The organism is Candidatus Chloroploca mongolica (assembly GCF_004762035.2).
GTDB lineage: Bacteria > Chloroflexota > Chloroflexia > Chloroflexales > Chloroflexaceae > Chloroploca > Chloroploca mongolica.
This window is the reverse complement of sequence record NZ_SIJK02000033.1, coordinates 1-17,402: the sequence shown is the minus strand read 5'-3', so window position 1 is coordinate 17,402 and position 17,402 is coordinate 1. Positions and strand designations below refer to the sequence as shown.

23 protein-coding genes are annotated in these 17,402 nt (G+C 54.7%); 4 read left to right on the top strand and 19 right to left on the bottom strand.

Annotated features, from left to right (window positions below):
• Positions 1-274 precede the first annotated feature (274 nt).
• From EYB53_RS16910 to EYB53_RS16895, 4 genes are all read left to right on the top strand, one after another.
• Positions 275-2,137 carry a peptide ABC transporter substrate-binding protein gene (locus EYB53_RS16910; protein WP_371879125.1) on the top strand — a complete coding sequence of 621 codons (1,863 nt, stop codon included), beginning with the start codon at positions 275-277 and terminating at the stop codon, positions 2,135-2,137.
• A 66-nt stretch (positions 2,138-2,203) separates the two neighbouring features.
• Entirely contained in the window at positions 2,204-3,163 is a 960-nt protein-coding gene (locus EYB53_RS16905; protein ID WP_135479593.1) for an ABC transporter permease, read from the top strand.
• A gap of 10 nt (positions 3,164-3,173) precedes the next feature.
• Positions 3,174-4,139: an ABC transporter permease gene (locus EYB53_RS16900; protein ID WP_135479592.1), complete on the top strand. Its 966-nt coding sequence runs from the start codon at positions 3,174-3,176 to the stop codon at positions 4,137-4,139.
• 104 nt (positions 4,140-4,243) lie between these two features.
• The gene (locus EYB53_RS16895) at positions 4,244-4,597 is read left to right on the top strand and encodes a hypothetical protein (protein ID WP_135479591.1); all 354 of its coding nucleotides are present in this window, start codon (positions 4,244-4,246) and stop codon (positions 4,595-4,597) included.
• Between the two features lie 145 nt (positions 4,598-4,742).
• Here the strand turns inward: EYB53_RS16895 and EYB53_RS16890 are convergent, their stop codons facing one another.
• The 19 genes from EYB53_RS16890 to EYB53_RS16800 form a co-directional block, all read right to left on the bottom strand.
• Complete coding sequence (locus EYB53_RS16890) at positions 4,743-6,650, bottom strand: alkyl/aryl-sulfatase (RefSeq protein ID WP_135479590.1); 1,908 nt, start codon at positions 6,648-6,650, stop codon at positions 4,743-4,745.
• A 173-nt stretch (positions 6,651-6,823) separates the two neighbouring features.
• Positions 6,824-7,093: a ParE family toxin-like protein gene (locus tag EYB53_RS16885; protein ID WP_135479589.1), complete on the bottom strand. Its 270-nt coding sequence runs from the start codon at positions 7,091-7,093 to the stop codon at positions 6,824-6,826.
• On the bottom strand, positions 7,090-7,329 hold the full coding sequence (locus EYB53_RS16880) for a hypothetical protein (protein WP_135479588.1): 240 nt from the start codon (positions 7,327-7,329) through the stop codon (positions 7,090-7,092). Before EYB53_RS16880 ends, EYB53_RS16885 begins: the two co-directional genes overlap by 4 nt.
• Positions 7,330-7,845: 516 nt before the next feature.
• Complete coding sequence (locus tag EYB53_RS16875) at positions 7,846-8,199, bottom strand: type II toxin-antitoxin system RelE/ParE family toxin (protein WP_135479587.1); 354 nt, start codon at positions 8,197-8,199, stop codon at positions 7,846-7,848.
• Complete coding sequence (locus EYB53_RS16870; RefSeq protein WP_135479586.1) at positions 8,192-8,413, bottom strand: hypothetical protein; 222 nt, start codon at positions 8,411-8,413, stop codon at positions 8,192-8,194. The genes EYB53_RS16875 and EYB53_RS16870 overlap by 8 nt, the downstream gene beginning before the upstream one ends.
• Positions 8,414-8,794: 381 nt before the next feature.
• Positions 8,795-9,148, bottom strand: a complete 354-nt coding sequence (locus EYB53_RS16865) for a DUF5615 family PIN-like protein (RefSeq protein ID WP_135479585.1) — start codon at positions 9,146-9,148, stop codon at positions 8,795-8,797.
• Entirely contained in the window at positions 9,145-9,381 is a 237-nt protein-coding gene (locus EYB53_RS16860) for a DUF433 domain-containing protein (RefSeq protein ID WP_135479584.1), read from the bottom strand. The genes EYB53_RS16865 and EYB53_RS16860 overlap by 4 nt, the downstream gene beginning before the upstream one ends.
• A 52-nt stretch (positions 9,382-9,433) precedes the next feature.
• On the bottom strand, positions 9,434-9,616 hold the full coding sequence (locus EYB53_RS16855) for a hypothetical protein (protein WP_135479583.1): 183 nt from the start codon (positions 9,614-9,616) through the stop codon (positions 9,434-9,436).
• 360 nt (positions 9,617-9,976) lie between these two features.
• Positions 9,977-10,330 (bottom strand): DUF5615 family PIN-like protein, encoded by a 354-nt coding sequence (locus tag EYB53_RS16850; protein WP_135479582.1) that lies wholly within the window; start codon positions 10,328-10,330, stop codon positions 9,977-9,979.
• Positions 10,327-10,563 (bottom strand): DUF433 domain-containing protein, encoded by a 237-nt coding sequence (locus tag EYB53_RS16845; protein WP_135479581.1) that lies wholly within the window; start codon positions 10,561-10,563, stop codon positions 10,327-10,329. The genes EYB53_RS16850 and EYB53_RS16845 overlap by 4 nt, the downstream gene beginning before the upstream one ends.
• Before the next feature lie 194 nt (positions 10,564-10,757).
• Positions 10,758-11,240 carry an ASCH domain-containing protein gene (locus tag EYB53_RS16840; RefSeq protein ID WP_135479580.1) on the bottom strand — a complete coding sequence of 161 codons (483 nt, stop codon included), beginning with the start codon at positions 11,238-11,240 and terminating at the stop codon, positions 10,758-10,760.
• A 555-nt stretch (positions 11,241-11,795) separates the two neighbouring features.
• Positions 11,796-12,140: a type II toxin-antitoxin system PemK/MazF family toxin gene (locus EYB53_RS16835; protein ID WP_097650956.1), complete on the bottom strand. Its 345-nt coding sequence runs from the start codon at positions 12,138-12,140 to the stop codon at positions 11,796-11,798.
• On the bottom strand, positions 12,133-12,363 hold the full coding sequence (locus EYB53_RS16830) for a hypothetical protein (protein WP_135479579.1): 231 nt from the start codon (positions 12,361-12,363) through the stop codon (positions 12,133-12,135). The genes EYB53_RS16835 and EYB53_RS16830 overlap by 8 nt, the downstream gene beginning before the upstream one ends.
• Before the next feature lie 546 nt (positions 12,364-12,909).
• Positions 12,910-13,182 (bottom strand): hypothetical protein, encoded by a 273-nt coding sequence (locus EYB53_RS16825; protein WP_097650952.1) that lies wholly within the window; start codon positions 13,180-13,182, stop codon positions 12,910-12,912.
• The gene (locus EYB53_RS16820; RefSeq protein WP_135479578.1) at positions 13,179-13,475 is read right to left on the bottom strand and encodes a type II toxin-antitoxin system RelE family toxin; all 297 of its coding nucleotides are present in this window, start codon (positions 13,473-13,475) and stop codon (positions 13,179-13,181) included. The genes EYB53_RS16825 and EYB53_RS16820 overlap by 4 nt, the downstream gene beginning before the upstream one ends.
• Before the next feature lie 187 nt (positions 13,476-13,662).
• Positions 13,663-14,676: an alpha/beta hydrolase gene (locus EYB53_RS16815; RefSeq protein ID WP_135479577.1), complete on the bottom strand. Its 1,014-nt coding sequence runs from the start codon at positions 14,674-14,676 to the stop codon at positions 13,663-13,665.
• Between the two features lie 341 nt (positions 14,677-15,017).
• Positions 15,018-15,278 carry a ParE family toxin-like protein gene (locus tag EYB53_RS16810; protein ID WP_135479576.1) on the bottom strand — a complete coding sequence of 87 codons (261 nt, stop codon included), beginning with the start codon at positions 15,276-15,278 and terminating at the stop codon, positions 15,018-15,020.
• Positions 15,275-15,493: a hypothetical protein gene (locus tag EYB53_RS16805; protein WP_135479575.1), complete on the bottom strand. Its 219-nt coding sequence runs from the start codon at positions 15,491-15,493 to the stop codon at positions 15,275-15,277. Before EYB53_RS16805 ends, EYB53_RS16810 begins: the two co-directional genes overlap by 4 nt.
• A 299-nt stretch (positions 15,494-15,792) precedes the next feature.
• The gene (locus EYB53_RS16800) at positions 15,793-17,325 is read right to left on the bottom strand and encodes a tetratricopeptide repeat protein (protein WP_135479574.1); all 1,533 of its coding nucleotides are present in this window, start codon (positions 17,323-17,325) and stop codon (positions 15,793-15,795) included.
• Positions 17,326-17,402: the final 77 nt, after the last annotated feature.

Here is a 17,402-nt window from a genome sequence, read left to right as displayed (position 1 = left end):
AGACTTGACAGCAGAATAACTTGTGTGTTACCTTTAACCAACCCTTAAACTAAGATTAATTGATTGGCCTTGCATGCCGACAAAAGAAAGAACGTGTAGGCAACGCTGCAACCACTCTGGTAGAGACCAGGGTTTTGTGTGCATGGAGTGAGACTCACTCTAATACTTTGGGATGATGAGGATGGGGGCGGTCTTCACACCCTCCTTCACCTCTTCCAGCATAGCTGGTAGACATCTACATGGCTGATCGCTGTCTTGTCTACAGGAGGTACTCGTGGATCGCAAACGGCTCTTGACCTGGCTACTCGCCACGCTCGTGCTCACAATGGTGCTCGCGGCGTGTGGCGGTGCCCCGCCCGCACAGGCTCCCACGTCTGAGCCACCCGCTGCTCAGGCAACTACTCCACCTTCGACCGAGGCCACCACGGCCCCACCGGCGGAGACGCCGACCGAAGCACCGACCGAAGCGCCGACTGAAGCACCCGCTGCGACCGGGCGTGGTGCAGGTGATCTGCTGCGCATTCTCTACTGGCAGGCACCCACGATTCTGAACACGCACCTTGCGGTTGGCACCAAGGACTGGGACGCATCGCGCCTGATTCTTGAGCCACTGGCCTCGATCGGGCCTGACGGCCAGCTCGTAGCCGAGCTTGTGACCGAGATTCCCACGCTGGAGAACGGGGGGATCGCCGAGGATCTGACCTCGATCACCTGGACACTGCGTGACGACATCAAGTGGTCGGATGGCAGTGATTTCACGGCGGCGGACGTCGTCTTCACCTATGAATACTGTGCCGACGAAGCGACGGCCTGTACGACGGCCAGCGCCTTTGACGGCATTGCATCAGTTGAGGCGGTTGATGACTACACGGTCACGATCACCTGGGAAGCACCGAACGCCAACCCGTACAAGACCTTTACCAGCAACAGTGGGCGCATCATTCAGCAGGCTCAGTTTGGGAGCTGCATGGGTGCTGCCGCTTCAACCGACGCGGCGTGTCAGGCAGCCAACCTGGCCCCGATTGGAACCGGCCCGTACAAGCTGGTTGATTTCCGGGTTGGTGACACGGTTCAGTATGACATCAACGAATTCTACCGTGACCCTGACAAGCCCTTCTTCCAGCGGGTCGAAATCAAGGGTGGTGGCGATGCTCCTTCGGCTGCGCGTGCAGTCTTCCAGACGGGCGAAACCGACTGGGCCTGGAACCTGCAGGTTGAGGCTGCCGTCTTGCAGCAGCTGATCAACCAGGGTGGCCAGGGCGTGCTAGTGCCGTACAATACGGCAAACGTCGAGCGGTTGCTGATCAACTTCACCAATGTTGACGCGACGCTTGGTGACGAGCGTGGTCAGTTGAGCCAGCCGCACCCCTTCCTGACCGATCTGGCAGTGCGCCAGGCTCTCGCGCTGTCGATTGATCGTCGGGCTATCTCGGAGCAGCTCTATGGGCCGACCGGCTTCCCGACCTGTTCATTGCTCTGGTACGAGCCATTTGCTTCAGGGCCAGATGATTTCTATGGTGATTGTGAGCAGGATCTTGACGCGGCCAACGCCCTGCTGGACGAAGCTGGCTGGGAACGTGGCGCAGATGGCATCCGCGTCAAGGATGGAGTGCGCTTGAGCGTGCTCTTCCAGACGAGTGTGAACTCACTGCGCCAGAAGACGCAGGAACTAATCAAGGCCAACTGGGAAGAGATTGGCGTTGAGACCGAGCTGAAGAGCGTTGATGCCGGTGTCTTCTTTGGCAGTGATGTCGGCAACCCGGACAACATCGGGCACTTCTTTGCCGATATCCAGATGTACACCACCGGGGCGAGCGAGCCCGATCCAACAGCCCACCTTTGCCAGTGGATCTCGGAGCAGGCCTCGCAGAGCGAGAACGAGTGGCGTGGGCAGAACAACATGCGCTGGCAGAACGCCGAGTATGATGCCCTCTGCGAAGAGTTGCGGGCCGAGACCGACGCTGATCGGCGGGTCGAAATCGCGCTAGCGATGGATGCCCTGATCAGTTCGGATGTGGCGATGGTTCCGCTGGTAGCACGCCCGCGTGTTGCCGGTGCGAGCAATGATCTCCGTGGTTACAACCCCTCGGGGTGGGACTCGGAGTTGTGGGACGTAGCGAACTGGTATAAAGAGTAAAAAGCTTTTGTTTGGCCCCCATCGGTCAGGATCCCTGACCGATGGGGGCCAAAGCAAGTGGTGCATATGGGTCGTTATATCATTCGGCGGATTTTGTTTGCCATCCCGACGCTTCTAGGAATCAGCCTGGTGATCTTTGCGGTACTGGCGCTGGCACCGGGCGATCCACTCGCGCAGTTTGCCGCCGATCCATCGGTACCGCCCGAGGTACGAGAGCAGATTCGCGCCTCGCTCGGGCTGAATGATCCGTGGTACATCCGCTATTTCAAATGGCTCGGGGCTTTGATGCGCGGCGACTGGGGCTTTTCGTTTGCGGCGCGTGTGCCGGTGATTGATCTGATTGGGCAACGGTTGCCGCAGACCCTGCAAGTGATTGGTCTGGCATATATCATTTCGATTTGTCTGGCGATCCCGATTGGGATCATTTCGGCAGTGAAACCCTATTCAGCCTTTGATAATATTGCAACAACCTTTGCCTTTATTGGTTTTTCTGTTCCCACTTTTTTTACTGGTCTTTTACTTATCCTGATCTTCTCGGTCAACCTCCGCTGGCTGCCCTTTATCTACAACTCGACGCTGGAAGTCACCGACTGGAACAGCTTCTGGCAGCAGGTGAAGCAGATGATCATGCCGGTGACGGTGCTGGCACTCTATCAAACGGGCACGCTGACACGTTTTGTGCGGGCTTCGATGATGGAGAACCTACCGATGGATTACACGCGGACGGCGCGGGCCAAAGGGTTGAACGAACGAAGTGTGATTTTGTGGCACGTCTTGCGCAACAGCATGATTCCGGTCGCAACCCTGATCGCGCTTGGTGTCCCAACGATCTTCACGGGGGCGATTGTCACCGAACAGATCTTTCGGATCAACGGCATTGGTGAATTGCTGATCCGCTCGATCCAGAACTCAGATACCCCAGTGGTGATGGCGATCACCTTCATTTTTGCGGTGCTGGTGGTCAGTTTTAACTTGATTGTTGATGTCTTATATGGGGTTCTCGACCCGAGAATCCGGTATGAGTAAAGGAAGTGGCATGTCAGAAGCCAATCCACCACTCGAAACAACGCCAGCAGCGCCGAATCTGACCCTTCAGCAACTGTCACGTCTCCAACCAACGAAAGCACCACGGACGCTGTGGGGTGATGCATGGCGGCGTTTCCGGCGGCACCGGATGGCCGTTGTTGGTGCGGTGATCTTTTGCTTGCTTGTGATCATGGTGGCAGTTGGGCCACTGCTGTATGGGGGCGACCCGCGCAAAATTGATTTTAGCAAGAGCATGTTGCCGCCGAGTCTTGAGCACCCGATGGGCACCGATGATCTGGGGCGCGACATGCTGGCCCGCGTTATGCTTGGAGGGCGGGTATCGCTCTCGGTTGGCGTCGCGGCGATGTTGATCTCGATTACGGTTGGCACATTGATCGGAGCTGTAGCTGGCTTTTTTGGTGGACGCATCGATAGTATTTTAATGCGTATTACCGATCTTTTTCTTGCTTTGCCGGTTGTGCCGTTGCTCTTGCTTTTGATCTTTCTCTTTCGTGACACCTTACGTCGTGCGCTTGGCCCCGAGACAGGCATTTTTGTCTTGATCGTCTTTGTGATCGGCATCTTGAACTGGATGACGGTTGCGCGGCTGGTACGGAGTTCTTTTCTTTCGTTGAAAGAGAAGGAATTTGTGGAAGCAGCGCGGGCATTGGGTGTGACTGAGCCCAAGATCATGTTCAAGCATATTTTGCCGAACGCGCTGGGGCCGATCATTGTCGCGGCAACGATTGGCGTTGGGGCGGCGATCATCACCGAGTCGGTGCTCTCATTCCTGGGGCTCGGGTTTCCGCCTGACGTACCAACCTGGGGGCGGTTGCTCTATGATGGGCAGAACTTTCTTGATTTTGCGGCGTGGATGGTCTTGTTTCCCGGCTTTTTGATCTTTCTGGCGGTGCTGTGCATTAACTATGTGGGGGATGGGTTGCGCGACGCGCTTGATCCGCGTTCGCGGTTGTGAGTGGGGATTTGTGACTCGAGGAAGCTTGCTAAAAAAACGCCAGCATTGCTGGCGTTTTTTTAATTCAATACCTTGCACATAAGAGTGAGCCGAGGGGAGTTTGTATGGGCGAGAAATTGACGCCGCGCCAGGAGATGGCGGCTGAGCGATTGATGGAGGATGAGGGGTTGACGGGTGATTTGCTTGATGAGCAGGCGGCCCCGTTGATCCGATGGGCGACTGAGGCGGCGGTGAAGGTCGCGGCACCCGAAGTTTCTGAAGAGGAGGAGGAGGCCGGGTTGCGGGCGATTGCCCAGGCGGTGCGTCAGGTGGCGCGGAGCGCGGGTGCTGAACGTGACCCTGCGCGGCTGGTTGCGCTAGCCGAGGCGGCGCTGGCGGCGTTGCGCCCTGAGCGACGTGTGCGACGTGTGCGTGGGGCACCGGCGCGTTTTCGTGCGCCGAGGGGGAGGTGGGGGTAGGGGTCTTAACTATGATTTTTGTGATGGTGTGATGGGCTGTGATTTTGGGGCAGGATGGTGGTGCTTGATGACCTGATGGGTCTTGGCCGCGCTGTCACCCGCCACACCTGCGCGTGCGCAGCGCAGATGTGGCGGGTGTGCGCGGTCACGGCGTGACGATGTTGAACCAGAACTCGAAGGTGTCCAACAACGACAGGAACTCCACCAGCTTCTCTGGGTTGCCGTCGATCCTGGCTTCGCCGGTCGCCAGCTTCTCCGCGAGCTTGGCTTCGCCCAGCACGATCTCGTTCAGCGCCGTCCGGCTCATCGTCAGCGAGGCGTCGGCCTCGGCGCTCTGCTTGCCCCTGGCATAGTTCAGGACGCAGTTCTCGACCATTAAGAGATATTGCTCGCCCGTGTCGGTGAAAGTAGCGTTGAAGACCAGCTTCTTGCCCGCCGCTTTGGGGCCGATCATACGCACGGCCAACAGGTCGAAGAACATGTCCAGCGACATAGCTTTGATCACATCTGGGCTAGCGGTCTTGGGCGCGCCCAGGTCGATCACGCCGTTGCGTAGCTCTTTGGCGGCGCTGAGGTAGAAGTTGCGCCAGGGGCCGGACTCAGCCTGGTAGCCCAGTTGCTCGAGCGCGTCGGCTTGCAGCGCGCGTGCGGCCTGGTTGTCCGGGTCGGCGAAGACCAGATGGTTGACCACCTGCGCCACCCAGCGGTACTCGCCCTTCTCGAACGATGCCCGTGCTTGCGTCAGCAGATTGTCTGCGCCGCCCATAAACTCGACATATTTCTTGCCGGCATCCTCCGGCGGCAGCGGGTGCAAGTTAGCCGGGTTGCCGTCGAAGAAGCCCAGATAGTGCTGGTAGACCGCTTTGACGTTGTGGTTGACCGTGCCGTAGTAGCCGCGGTTGTACCAGGCGTTGAAGAGTTCAGCCGGAAGCTGGCTCTCGACGATCTCGGGGATTTCGAGCAGAGTGTAGCCCTGATTGGCCAGGCGCATGGTCTCGTCGTGGAGATACTTGTACATGTCACGCTGCTTCTTCAGGTAATCCAGACCCGCTTCCGCGCCCCAGGTAGGCCAGTGGTGCGAGGAGAAGACCACATCGTAGCGGCCATCGAACAGATCGATCGCCTCGTCGATGTAGTGCGCCCATACTTTGGGATTGCGCACGATCGCCCCGCGCAAGGTATAGAGGTTGTGCATGTTGTGCGAGACATTCTCTGCCATGCACAAGGCACGACGTTGGGGGAAGAGGAAGTTCATCTCCGCCGGCGCTTCCGTGCCTGGCGTGAGTTGGAACTCGATTTCCACGCCGTCGATCACCATCGTCTGACCGGTGTGGGTAATGGTGTCGGTCGGCTCGATCAGGGTCGGAACGCCGGACGACGTCGTCTGCCCCAAACCGGCACCCACCTGTCCGGTCGTGTCTTGGGGCAGCAGGTTGCCGTACATATAGCTGGCGCGCCGGCTCATCACATTGCCGGCGATGACGTTCTCGCTGATAGCGAATTCCATGAACCGCTCCGGGGCGATGATCTTGACCTGGCCAGCCGTGACGTCGGCCTGGGAAATCACCCCTTTCACGCCGCCCCAATGGTCGATGTGGCTGTGCGTGTAGATGACGGCGACGATGGGCTTGCGACCGATGTGTTGATAGACCAGCGCCATGCCTGCCTCGGCGGTCGGCGGGGTCACCAGCGGGTCGATCACGATATAACTGGCACCGGTGTCGATGATAGTCATGACCGACAGATCGAAGTCGCGGATCTGGTAGATGCCATCGGTCACCTGGAAGAGCCCCTGATAGAGGGCGTTCAGGCGAGACTGCCGCCACAGGCTGGGATTGACGCTAGCTGGGGCCGTCTCTGCTTCGAGAAACGCGAAGGCGCTGAGATTCCAGGCCGGACGGCCGGTCTCGTCGCGGATGACCGGATCATTCAGCGTGGCGATGAAGCCGCGACTGGCTAGTTCGTAGTCCTGGGTGTCGCTCCAGTTCAACTGCTGAAGCAGCGCCGCATTGGCCGCTTCGGTAAAGCTTGTTGCGTCTTTGGACTGTGGCATGGTTTTATCCTTCTTTCCTGTGCTGCATACGCTCTGGAATGCTCGGTTAACCGTTATGATTGCTCCTGATTCGCCGGTTCGTTGATGCCGGAGCTGGTGGGACGTTGCCACACCGGCAGCGGCTCTTGGTGCGCTTCACCCGTTACCACCCGACGGATCTGTTGGCTTTCTGTCTACAGACGTTTGAGTAACTCGTCGTACGCACTATGCGAACCAATCCAAAACCAGTAGATGTCCTCCCCTTCCCGGAGGCCCAAGGCGCGATAGCTGATCCCGATGCGCACGGAGTAAATGGGTTGCCGTTGGCTCACCCGCTTAAATTCCAGGCTCGGATGGTATGGATCAGCACGCCAGAGGGTATACGCCCGGGCCGCCTGGTCTTGCACCGTCGTCGGCAGGCTTTCCAGGTGTTGGCGGAACGTCTTCGTGATGCTGGACTTCATGGTCTGGAATCAGGCGGCGGAAACACGCTTTCCAACGTCTCGGTCGCACCGGTGGCAATCGCGTGGCGAACCTGGGCCGTGAGGTGATCCCACTGCGCATCGGTTGTTGCCGCAAAGCGGGCTTCCCAGGCAGCATCATCGGCGAGTTCGAGGAGGAGCCGACGCGCAATCGCATCTTGCTGCGCCCCTGGTAACTTTGTGATAGCCGCAATTGCTTGTTGCAGTAATGCCGTCATATTCCTGTTCCTCCTGCTATGCGGGTGGCTCCCATACGGCGTGCCACGCTCGAGCGGTGGTCACAATGCGTGAGCCATGCCACCCATACATGCAGTGACGGCGAATCGCCACCTGCTGGAACGAAGGCTCACCTGATCTGACCACCGCTCTAGTATAGCAGATGGAGCGACGGGGGGTGTGCAGAACGTCACCCAACCTCATTTCGCCTGCACCGATCCGTGCTGGCCCGCCCAACGCTCAGCGTCAGGAGCGCCGCGGGCGAGCCGTCGTGATCGGTTCGTGCGCCGGCACGGGACACCCACCAAAAATCGCGCCCAGGTCAGGGGCCGCGCCCGCGGCGTCAGTGTGCAAATGGTCCGATAGTTGCATGAATGATTTGGTATAAACGCTATCGGGAGGCCGAACGCCTAGCCTTCAGCCGCGCCGCTGGCTGCTTTGATAGAGCGAGACGAGCGATGGCACGAGATGACGCTGAAAACAAAACCCAGGTTGCGGGCCGCGCCAGCGGCGTCGCGCTACAGCGCGTTGTTGGGCCGGGGATTGTCGGAGCGACGGGCCTGCGCCCGCGTACGCCGACGCTGACGGGGTGGCGGGCGCAGGCTCCTGCTTTTATCTGGCTTTTTTTGGTAAATAATCCGATAACCACCGCTTTTCCCACGCGCGCTATTCGTATTGCGAGCGCGCACTTTAAAAACGAGGACATCCAATCCCTGAATCTGATCTCCTGGTACGTTGCCTGCCTCCAACTCATTCAGCAGGGGCTGGATATCCGTTCGTATGCGCCGATATTTCTTGGCAAGTTGACGAAGATTGCGCTTAAATTCGCTGGTAAAGAAGACGGGGAACGGCGATACTCGGTCATCACTCATCGTCGTCAATCCCGTCCCACAGGTCGGCTACAGGTGTGATATCCCCAGTTTGCGCTTCGTGCCATCCCTGCGCGAAGCTCGCCGATGCTGGCTTCAGCATCACGCTTTCACGGAAGGTTTGAATCAGCTGGAGAAGGTACGGCAAATACTCTTCAGGAAGTGTTTGCACTTCGCGAAGAACTTTGTCACGATAGACCGTTGCAGGTGTAGGCATGGCCGGCTCCTTTCGAGATACACACATACTATAGCACAGGCACAACCGCAGCGACGGTATCTCGTGGAGCAGGGGCATTACAGGCTGAGAGTGGCCGAACGCCCTGCTTCAGCGGCGCCGCTGGTGGCTTCAATAGATGGCACCACGCGATGGCACGCGACGAGGCTGGCAGACTCGCCCCGGTTCAGGGCCGCGCCAGCGGCGTCAGGTGCGAGCGATGTTGGGCGGGCGGGCTCAGAATACTTTATAGCTATATGAGATATTCCCTTTTGCTGTAAGCCATTTCTTATTTGGTTGTATTGACTTTAAGACTGTGCTAATCGTTTTTCGTTACGGTGCCATTATTCTTATTAGGCTACTTATTTCTCTATTTGCCTTTATTTACGTTCTTCTTCGTATTCGTATGTTCCCTCGGCTAATAACAGTAAATGCACCGAGCATCTCTGCTCCATGTTCAGTAATGGAAGCTGATACGATACTTGCTTTGGTGTCAGGATGTAATCCGTCTAGCCGAACTAAAATCACACCTTGCGTTACCCGATTCAGCCGATACACCAATTCTCCAAAGTCTTTATCGCGTGTTGCCAGGATGGCGTCTTGCTGGTTCGCCAACGCCAGGATCACCTCGTCCGTGATACCTGGCAATTCCTCGGCAATATACATGACCATATGACCATCTTGCCGCAGGCGGTCCACAATGGGCTTATCAATCCCCTCGTCAGCCAGCAGATTCATGCCGCTTTATCCGAGATAGGATAAATGATATCCGAGCGAAGCGTGTCCGCCGCAAAGGCAAAGGCGGCAAAGATCGCTTCTTTGGTCAGGCGGGGATGGGCTTCCAGCATCTGGTCGATCGTCTCGCCCGCCGCAAAGCGGTCTAGAAGCGATTCCACCGTAATACGAGTCCCGGTAATGACCGGCTTTCCCATCATAATCGCTGGATCTACGGTGATAAGTCTATTATTCATCGTTATTATCCTGTCTGTATGGTAGCCATGATGCTCCATCCGAGCATTTCGATCACCGTAACGTATGACGCTTCGATGAATATGCTCGCCTCAATCCATCATCTACCAGTGCCAACACGCCAAGGACGATAATACTCTCCCCAGGGCCAAAACCAAGCATACCAAGTGTTCCAATGACGGCAATTGCGACCCCGAGACCGATGAGCAGGATGTGAACGATCGATGGGATGTTCATTGAACGCGCTCCTTGTGTGCCGACGCCTGTTTGGTACGATTGTATCATACGCATCGCTGATGTGGGCTGTCGGGAGTGAGGCGCTCTTGGCCGCCCAACACCGGGCTTCAGCGGCGCCGCTGGCAGGTTCGCTAGATCGGCACGGGCGATGGCACGCGACGGCCTTGAAGAAAACGCCAGGTCACGGGACGCGCCAGCGGCGTCCGCTGCGAGCCGATGTTGGGCCGGGGATTGAATAGGTGACGAATCGGTAATCGTATGTATATATACTAACGAATAATTAAGCGCAAAAACGTGTCTTTTTCAGCACAAATAACAATCCAATTTGCCTCACGTACGGTACCGGCTGGATGCGTGCGGCTATGTGTGAATGATCAGCGCCTGCCGCGTCAATTCAAGATACCTATGGGTGGTGAAAGCTGCTGTAATAGCGGGCAATGCGGCAAGCAGCAGCGATTCTAATGCCGCGTTGCGAATATTTCCCGTCGCAATCACCAAAAGTCTCGGCGGGCGGCGTGACAAGATGAAGCTTTCTACAAAATCGGCATCTTTTGTAACCACAATGCGTGTTTCTTGTATTGCGATATTCGTAATGTCGCTGTCCGACGTGGTGTTCTGCTGGGGAAGATCGAGGGTATGGATCGCGTCGTATCCCGCATTCCGAAACACAAAGACGAGTCTTCGTGGAAGTTGTGCATCAATAAGAAACTTCATGCGGATGGGAGCAGTTCAATGCGCTTTACTTGGCTCAGGCGCATCGCATACTCTAATACTGCCAGAAGATCCTCGTGATCGAGATCTTCATAATCGGCAAGAATATCCGGAATCGACATACCAGAACTCAGGAGTTCGAGCATGGACTCAACCGGGTAGCGTAATCCTCGAATAACCGGTTTGCCATGGCAAATATCAGGATGTATCGTGATACGATTCAGTAATGACGGCATACCGCCTCCTTTCGTCTCGTCCGTAGCAGGATTATAGCACGAATGCGCGCTTGATGCTTCGCCGTATCAGCACATGATAGTGTCCGTATGGGGGTTACGGGTTGAGGACGGCCCAACGTTCGAGCTAAGCTGCCCGCGGAGGCGGGCTTTGTAAGCCCGGACTGAGACGATAGTACGACTGGCTCGGGCCGGGCTTAGGCCTCGCTCGGCAGTGGTAGAACATGGAGTACTTCAAAGACATTGCAGATAACCGGCATAGTTTCCGTTGGTTCCCTTCCGATTCTCCGGCACTCGCGCGAGAAGAAGTTCCAATGGCCTTTGCGCCAGTACTCCAGTGATCCATCGCCTTCTCCTTCGATGGCCGCGTACTCGGCGTTGACTTCATTGAAGGCGACGATCTCAGACGTCACGATTCTTGTAATCAACGCAGGCTGGTTGCGATGATCAACGACGATCTCAATGTCGCCAGTAGCGGCAATAGGTTCACGGTCGTGTTCGTAGGCCCAGAGCAGGCCGGTACCAGCGCGCTTGCGGCCTGACTTGATGAGGTTCAGTAGCTCCGTGGAAAGCTCAGCTGTGTTCCCGTAGCCATCTACGCGAACGGGACCCTGCGGGAGCTTGATGCCGTGAACAGCGAGCCGAGCGATCAGAGTTTCGATGGAGGGCAGGGGCTGCATTTGCGAGGCCTAACGGCGGCGTCAGCCGCGCTGCTGCGACCGTCATAGATGGCACTGTTGATGGCACGCGCCGGCGCTGGCAGACTCGCCCAGGTTTGGGGCCGTGCAGCGGCGTCGGCTACAGTGCGATGTTGGGCCGGAGATGGGATGGACGACGGGCGTGTACGTGATTGCAGTGCGCAAAACGGATACACAATCAGGCATCTTTCGACACACCCGGCGATCGGGATCGCTACGCGTACGCTACGGTCTGGGTGCGTGCGGCTATACGGCGTTCGCGTGACGCATTGGCTTTTCTCACGCTGGCTGCAAATGATAGCATACGTCGTTCAGGCGTTCTTCACTCGACAGACACGATATGCGACCTTGGAGCGAACGGCGTACGGGTTGAGGGTGGCCTAACGCCTGGCCTTCAGCCGCGCCGCTGGCAGTGTTCATAGATGGCACAGCTGGCAGCACGCGACACGTATGAAAACGTATGAAAAACGCGCCAGGTTCGCGGACGCCCCAGCGGCGTCGTGCTACAGCGCCATGTTGGGCGGGCGAGCAGTGCTGTTATTGCTCTATCTGTGTTGCTTTATTCAGCAGTTCTTTTATTCTCTCTAGCGTCTCTATTTTCACCCTTCCGAAAACACGCACGGCGATACTCTGGGATAGCGTATAGATTTTATCTGTCCGTACTTGTCCGGGCCGATTAAGCGAGCCTTCCACAAGATCCTGGTTCGTTATCGTGAAGCTGTATGGTGTTTGGGCTGGGTTTGATGTCATCGCCACCACAATCATATCCGATGTCGTCTGATTATACGTTGCACTGGAGATGACGATCACCGGCCGACGTTTTGTTGATGAAAGGTCGGTAAACGGCACTGGGATGAGGACAATTGCCCCTTGGTCAAGCATTATTCCAATCCTCATCATCAAAAGGATGATCCCAGAATTCCAGGCTGCTTGTGGCAGCATGGGTAAGATCGACGAACATATCTTGTTCTTCTTGTTCTTGAAGCACAAAGACAACGACCCGCTTTCCTGGCGCGAACGGAACGCGTAGTTCAATATGCCCGTTTTCCTGTACGATTGCCTCGTACTTAACTGCGGGCATACTTTGTGTGGTCGTTATGTCCATAATATTCTCCCACGATGAATGTTAATCGCTTTTTCGAAAGCGATGGTACGTTATTTTATTATAGCAGAGAGGTAAAAACAAGGAGGATAGGCGTTCTTTCCAACCGCTGCGCGTGAAAACTGCCAGCCACAAGCTTGCGCTACCGACGTTTTGTTGATACGGCCTTCAACTGGAAATAGCTTTGATAGACCGCCCAACGCCGGGCTTCAGCGGCGCCGCTGGCAGGTTCGCTAGATCGGCACGGGCGATGGCACGCGACGGCCTTGAAGAAAACGCCAGGTCACGGGACGCGCCAGCGGCGTCACCTGCGAGCCATGTTGGGCGGCGTGGCTGACACCAGAGGCGCATTTACCGCAGAACAACGGCATATATTTGTGTTTACTGTCAATGATTGATCGCTCCCCGCAACGATTATGGCGCGGAATCGTACCCGTGCGGTTGACGATAATTACCACAATGATCGACGATATGCAGCTTTACTTACTAACACTTTAATCTGTTTTATATGCTAAAATAATATATATTTTTGTATATGCCTTCAATCGTTTAGGTATCTAATCCAAGGCGACGCCGTGCTTCTTCCGCCGGGATGCGTGCCTGCTCCTGCGACCGTGCCTCAAGCAACGCCATCAGCGCACTATTCTGGCGTGTTCGCGCAATTTCATCGGCGAAATCGTCATGCTCCTCATCGTCTTCCACTACTGAGCGAAGCAAAAAGACTTTCCCATTGGGCAGTCGAAGCAAGACACCATCGTCAGTTGCAAGATCGAGCAGTTCTTCCACCGCATCGACGACACGCGTAAGGTCTACGGTTTTCATAAGATATACTCCTTGCCACGAATGGAGAGCCGATGATGCTCTTTCCAGCCCACCGCTTTGACCAGAACCACACGGTCACTGACTTCCACATCATAGAAGATCCGGTACTTCCCGACACGGACTTCCCAGCGGGCCAGCGCATTGGGTTCCATTGGCTTCCGATTCCGCACCTCGCGGAGCGGTTCGTGGGTGAGTTGCGTTTCAATCGCGGTGACGATCAATCCCCGTTCGTATTTGGTAAAATAGGCGATATCTTCGATCGCGCTATCCGTGTACTCGATAGAGTATGCCACAGGTCGTACCTTCGCATGCATGGTCGCCAACGAAAGTATACCATAGAGCCGAGCACACTACGGCGCGTCCAGCCTCAGGGAGTGCGCGAAGAGGGTATATTGTTTACTCTTATCCTGATATTTTATCTCTAGGGTAAGGTATTTCCGGATGGAGTGTATATGGTTTATGATAACCTCATACACGTTGTCAGCACCGAGCCGTATGTTGAATATAATGCCCACTGCCGGGAACGACCCGATATGTACCTTGTGCTGATTGACGAGCAATATCTTGCTGTAATTGTTGCATGATAGGTTCGACCTCTCTGAAAACCGCCTGCATGTCCGCTGGAATCGTCGCGGGCAGCACAAAGGCGGGATCATGGGCAAGCACCACGAGTGGCAGGTTGCCAAACGAGCGACGAGATTGGCGCATTTCCTGTTCGATAGCGGGGCGTTGTTGCGCTTCTTCAATACTGGTCGTCACGACCGCAAGATCCTGCGCCCACGCTTTTGCCGCTGCCCGTGCGTCCGGTGGCAGCTTATCACTTGCTTCGGGAAACAAGGGAGTGATGATTCGCCCTATCCCCGTAAGCACCAACCCTTGCCCGACCGTGTATACGATTGGCGGTGGCGAACTGACTACCTGATAGGCAGGCGCACGGAGTGGAAGATCTTCCATCGCACTGTCTACTAATACCAATCCTGCAACTTGGTCAGGATACATATGGGTATAGGACTGCGCAATATAGCCGCCAAAAGAATGCCCGACCAAAACATAGGGCGCCGGTACCTGCGCGGTGTGCAGCAGCGTATGTAACTCATGCGTCATGGCCGCAAGCGTGCGCGGGAATAGCCCGCGCTCACTCCAACCTAATCCGGCACGGTCATAGCTACACACCCGTGTGGTCTTGGCAAGCGTAGGCTGCACGCGCGCCCACATTTCGAGTGAGTCGCCCCCGCCTGCCTCCAATACCACCGTGGGGGTGCCTGTCCCCAGACACAAAAGGTGCAGATGATAGCCACCCACGTCAATCAATTCGCCCGCCGGGGGATAACGATAGCGGTCTATGCGCGTGACTACCCATTGGAGCACCATTCCGCCAATCAGAAGCAGCACTAAACATCCAAGCACGCGCACCAAGGCAATCCGGAGGCGAGTGAGTAAACCCCGCCGTGGGCGGCGTTGTCCAGGGATCGATAATGGCGATGGCGGAACCATACACACTTTCTCCTGAACACATAAGTACCACTGGGGCAGTAGGATAGCATCATATATCAAGGCAGAGTATATTGTATGTGATATATAATGCGCTGTTACTGTTTTATGTTAAATTAGGACTGTACATTCTCAGTATATCACATGCGGTTGCCGTGATAAAATCGCCCAACGTGTAAGTCAGTGGACGGAACACGGCGTTTCGGGCAAATCGTGTTTTTCGCATCAGGACGCGACGCGCGTGGAGATAGTCAGCACGCTGTCCGTCTATATCCGCCTCTGCCTGACATGCATTACGGACGACTGCGCGGAATTAGGCGGATGTACTCGGCTGAGGCCTACATCTAAATCAGTCGATCATACTCCGCGTGTGAACCGATCCAGAACCAAGTGATGCTTGTAGCGTCCATCACGCCGAGCGCACGCCATCCCCGCCCCACCCGCACCGAGTAGATGGGTTCCGTTGGATGTACCCGCTTAAATTGCAGACTCGGGTGACCCGAGTTTGCTTTCCACAAGCGGTAATTCTTGCGGGCGACATCCTTCACGTTCGCAGGTAAGGCCCGAAAGGCGGTGACAAAGTCGTCGGTGAGGTACGAATTCACAGGTCATCAAACCCCATCAGTTTCGCTTTGCCTGCCTGCTGCTCGGCACGCGCTTTCTGGGCTAAGCGTGCAAGTGCGTCACTGGATTGCGCAAACGCCTGATCCCAGCGCGCATCATCCGCTAATTCTTCCAAAATGAGCGCCGCAATCGCATCCTGCTGCACAGGCGACAGGCGCTGCATTTCGGCAAGAGCTTGTTCAAGCAGAGCGGTCATACAGTTCTCCTTTGGACGAACACTCCATCTGCCTCCTAGTATACCGCATCCTTCCGGCAGCTGCACTTCGGGTTGAGGACGGCCCAACGCTGGGCTTCAGCGGCGGCGCTGGCGGGTTCGATAAAGGACACTGCGCGACGGCACGGAACGCGCATGAAAAACGCACCAGGTTTGAGGCCGCGCCAGCGGCGTCAGGTGCGAGCGATGTTGGGCCGCATAGCTCATGCAAATACTATATCAGAAAGCCATGCTGGCTGAAGAACGGGTGTTTTACTCCGGGAAATCCTGGAGAGCCAATTTTAGGAATCATTATACGCATCATCCAGCTCATGTAATCTCCCAGCTAGGTGTGCGAATTTTCTTGCATTCTCAAGAGCTACTTGCACTGTTTTTTTTGCTAAATTATACTGTCCTGATTTTCGAAGATTAATAATCTTCGATTTATAGGCGATAATAAGTGTATCAGAAGGATATATACGAGAAAGTTGATCTTTAATTAAATCATCGAAAATCCCATCTGCTTCTTGGAATTTTCCAAGCCTGCTTGTTACTACACCAAGTTGATGGCGAGCAATAAAGTTTTCGGGCTGATATTCTAATGCCTTGCGCAAACAACGTTCTACTTGCTCACGGTTGCGGATTTCATCGTACACTTTTCCTAGGTTATAGTACACAAAGAATCCTGTGTCTTTATTACAACGATTTGACGCCTCTTCCATTAATCTAATAGATTCACCTACCTGTCCTGTTTTTTGTTTAAATAATCCATAATTAACTAAGACATACACAGATCTAGGATCAATATCCATTGCCTCTTTAAAAAATCTCTCCGCTTCCTCATAGTTCAGTGAAGCGGCTTGATCTTCTGCTTTTCTAGCAAGAATAACAGCCCGCTTCTCAGTATCTCGTTCAACTTTGAAACGGACAAATAAACTACTGAACCTTTCTGTTTCAGCTGCGACTAATTCCATTTCTTGAACATGCCGTTGATGCCGCGTTCTTGCAGTTAATTCTAAGTCGTCCATCTTAGCTAGTTCATTGCGTGCAAAGGCAAGAGTAATAGGAAGAGCATGATAAGTTTTTTGTCCAGTCTTTGGATCTACTTTTTCTGACACGAAGGTTGCTTCGATTAACTTGGAGGTGGCTTTTTCTACAGCTTCTGTTGACCAACCAAGGGCTGTCGCCCAAAGGCGCATTGTAGGGGACTCATCAAAAATTGAAAGGATTGCTAATGCAGTTTGAGCCTCACTTGGAAGTACAGCCCAGGAATTACGAAAACTGAACTCAAGCAAAGGTGAATCGGGGCTTCGTACTTGGTTTGTCACTTTAGAAAGGTTACCTGTAATAGAATATTGGCCAAGCATCCACTGAATGGCAAGTGGTAGCCCACCTGATGCAATATGGACTTGCTTTAGTGTATTTTCAAAATCAGGTAATATACCAAGCCGCATCTCACCGGATTTAATATGAAGAAACTCTTTTACTTCTGGAAAGCTCAGTTCATTCACAGGGATTGGAAGTTCCCAACTAGTTGTTCTTAAACGACTAGTCATTAGTACCTTGGCTTTTGTAAGGGGAGGTAGTGATCTAACAAATTCCATTATTCTGCCATCCTTCACTGTCTCCATATTATCAAGAATTAGCAACATTGAGTAGTCTGAGAGTAAAGTTGTTGCGATTTCCTTACGCTGATCAAGCGAACTCTCAGTAATTTCACCGAAGTTAAATAGAAGCAGTATACTGTCTATTAGGTTTTCAAGCGAAAATAGTGTAGGATGTAGCCGAACAATTCCTGATGAAGTAAGCTGTGTATCCTTAGCTGATAATTGCAATATACTATCAAATCTCTTGTTTCAATACCCTCGCCAAAATCATACCGCGATCGACTCCGTTTCAGCCGGATGAATCC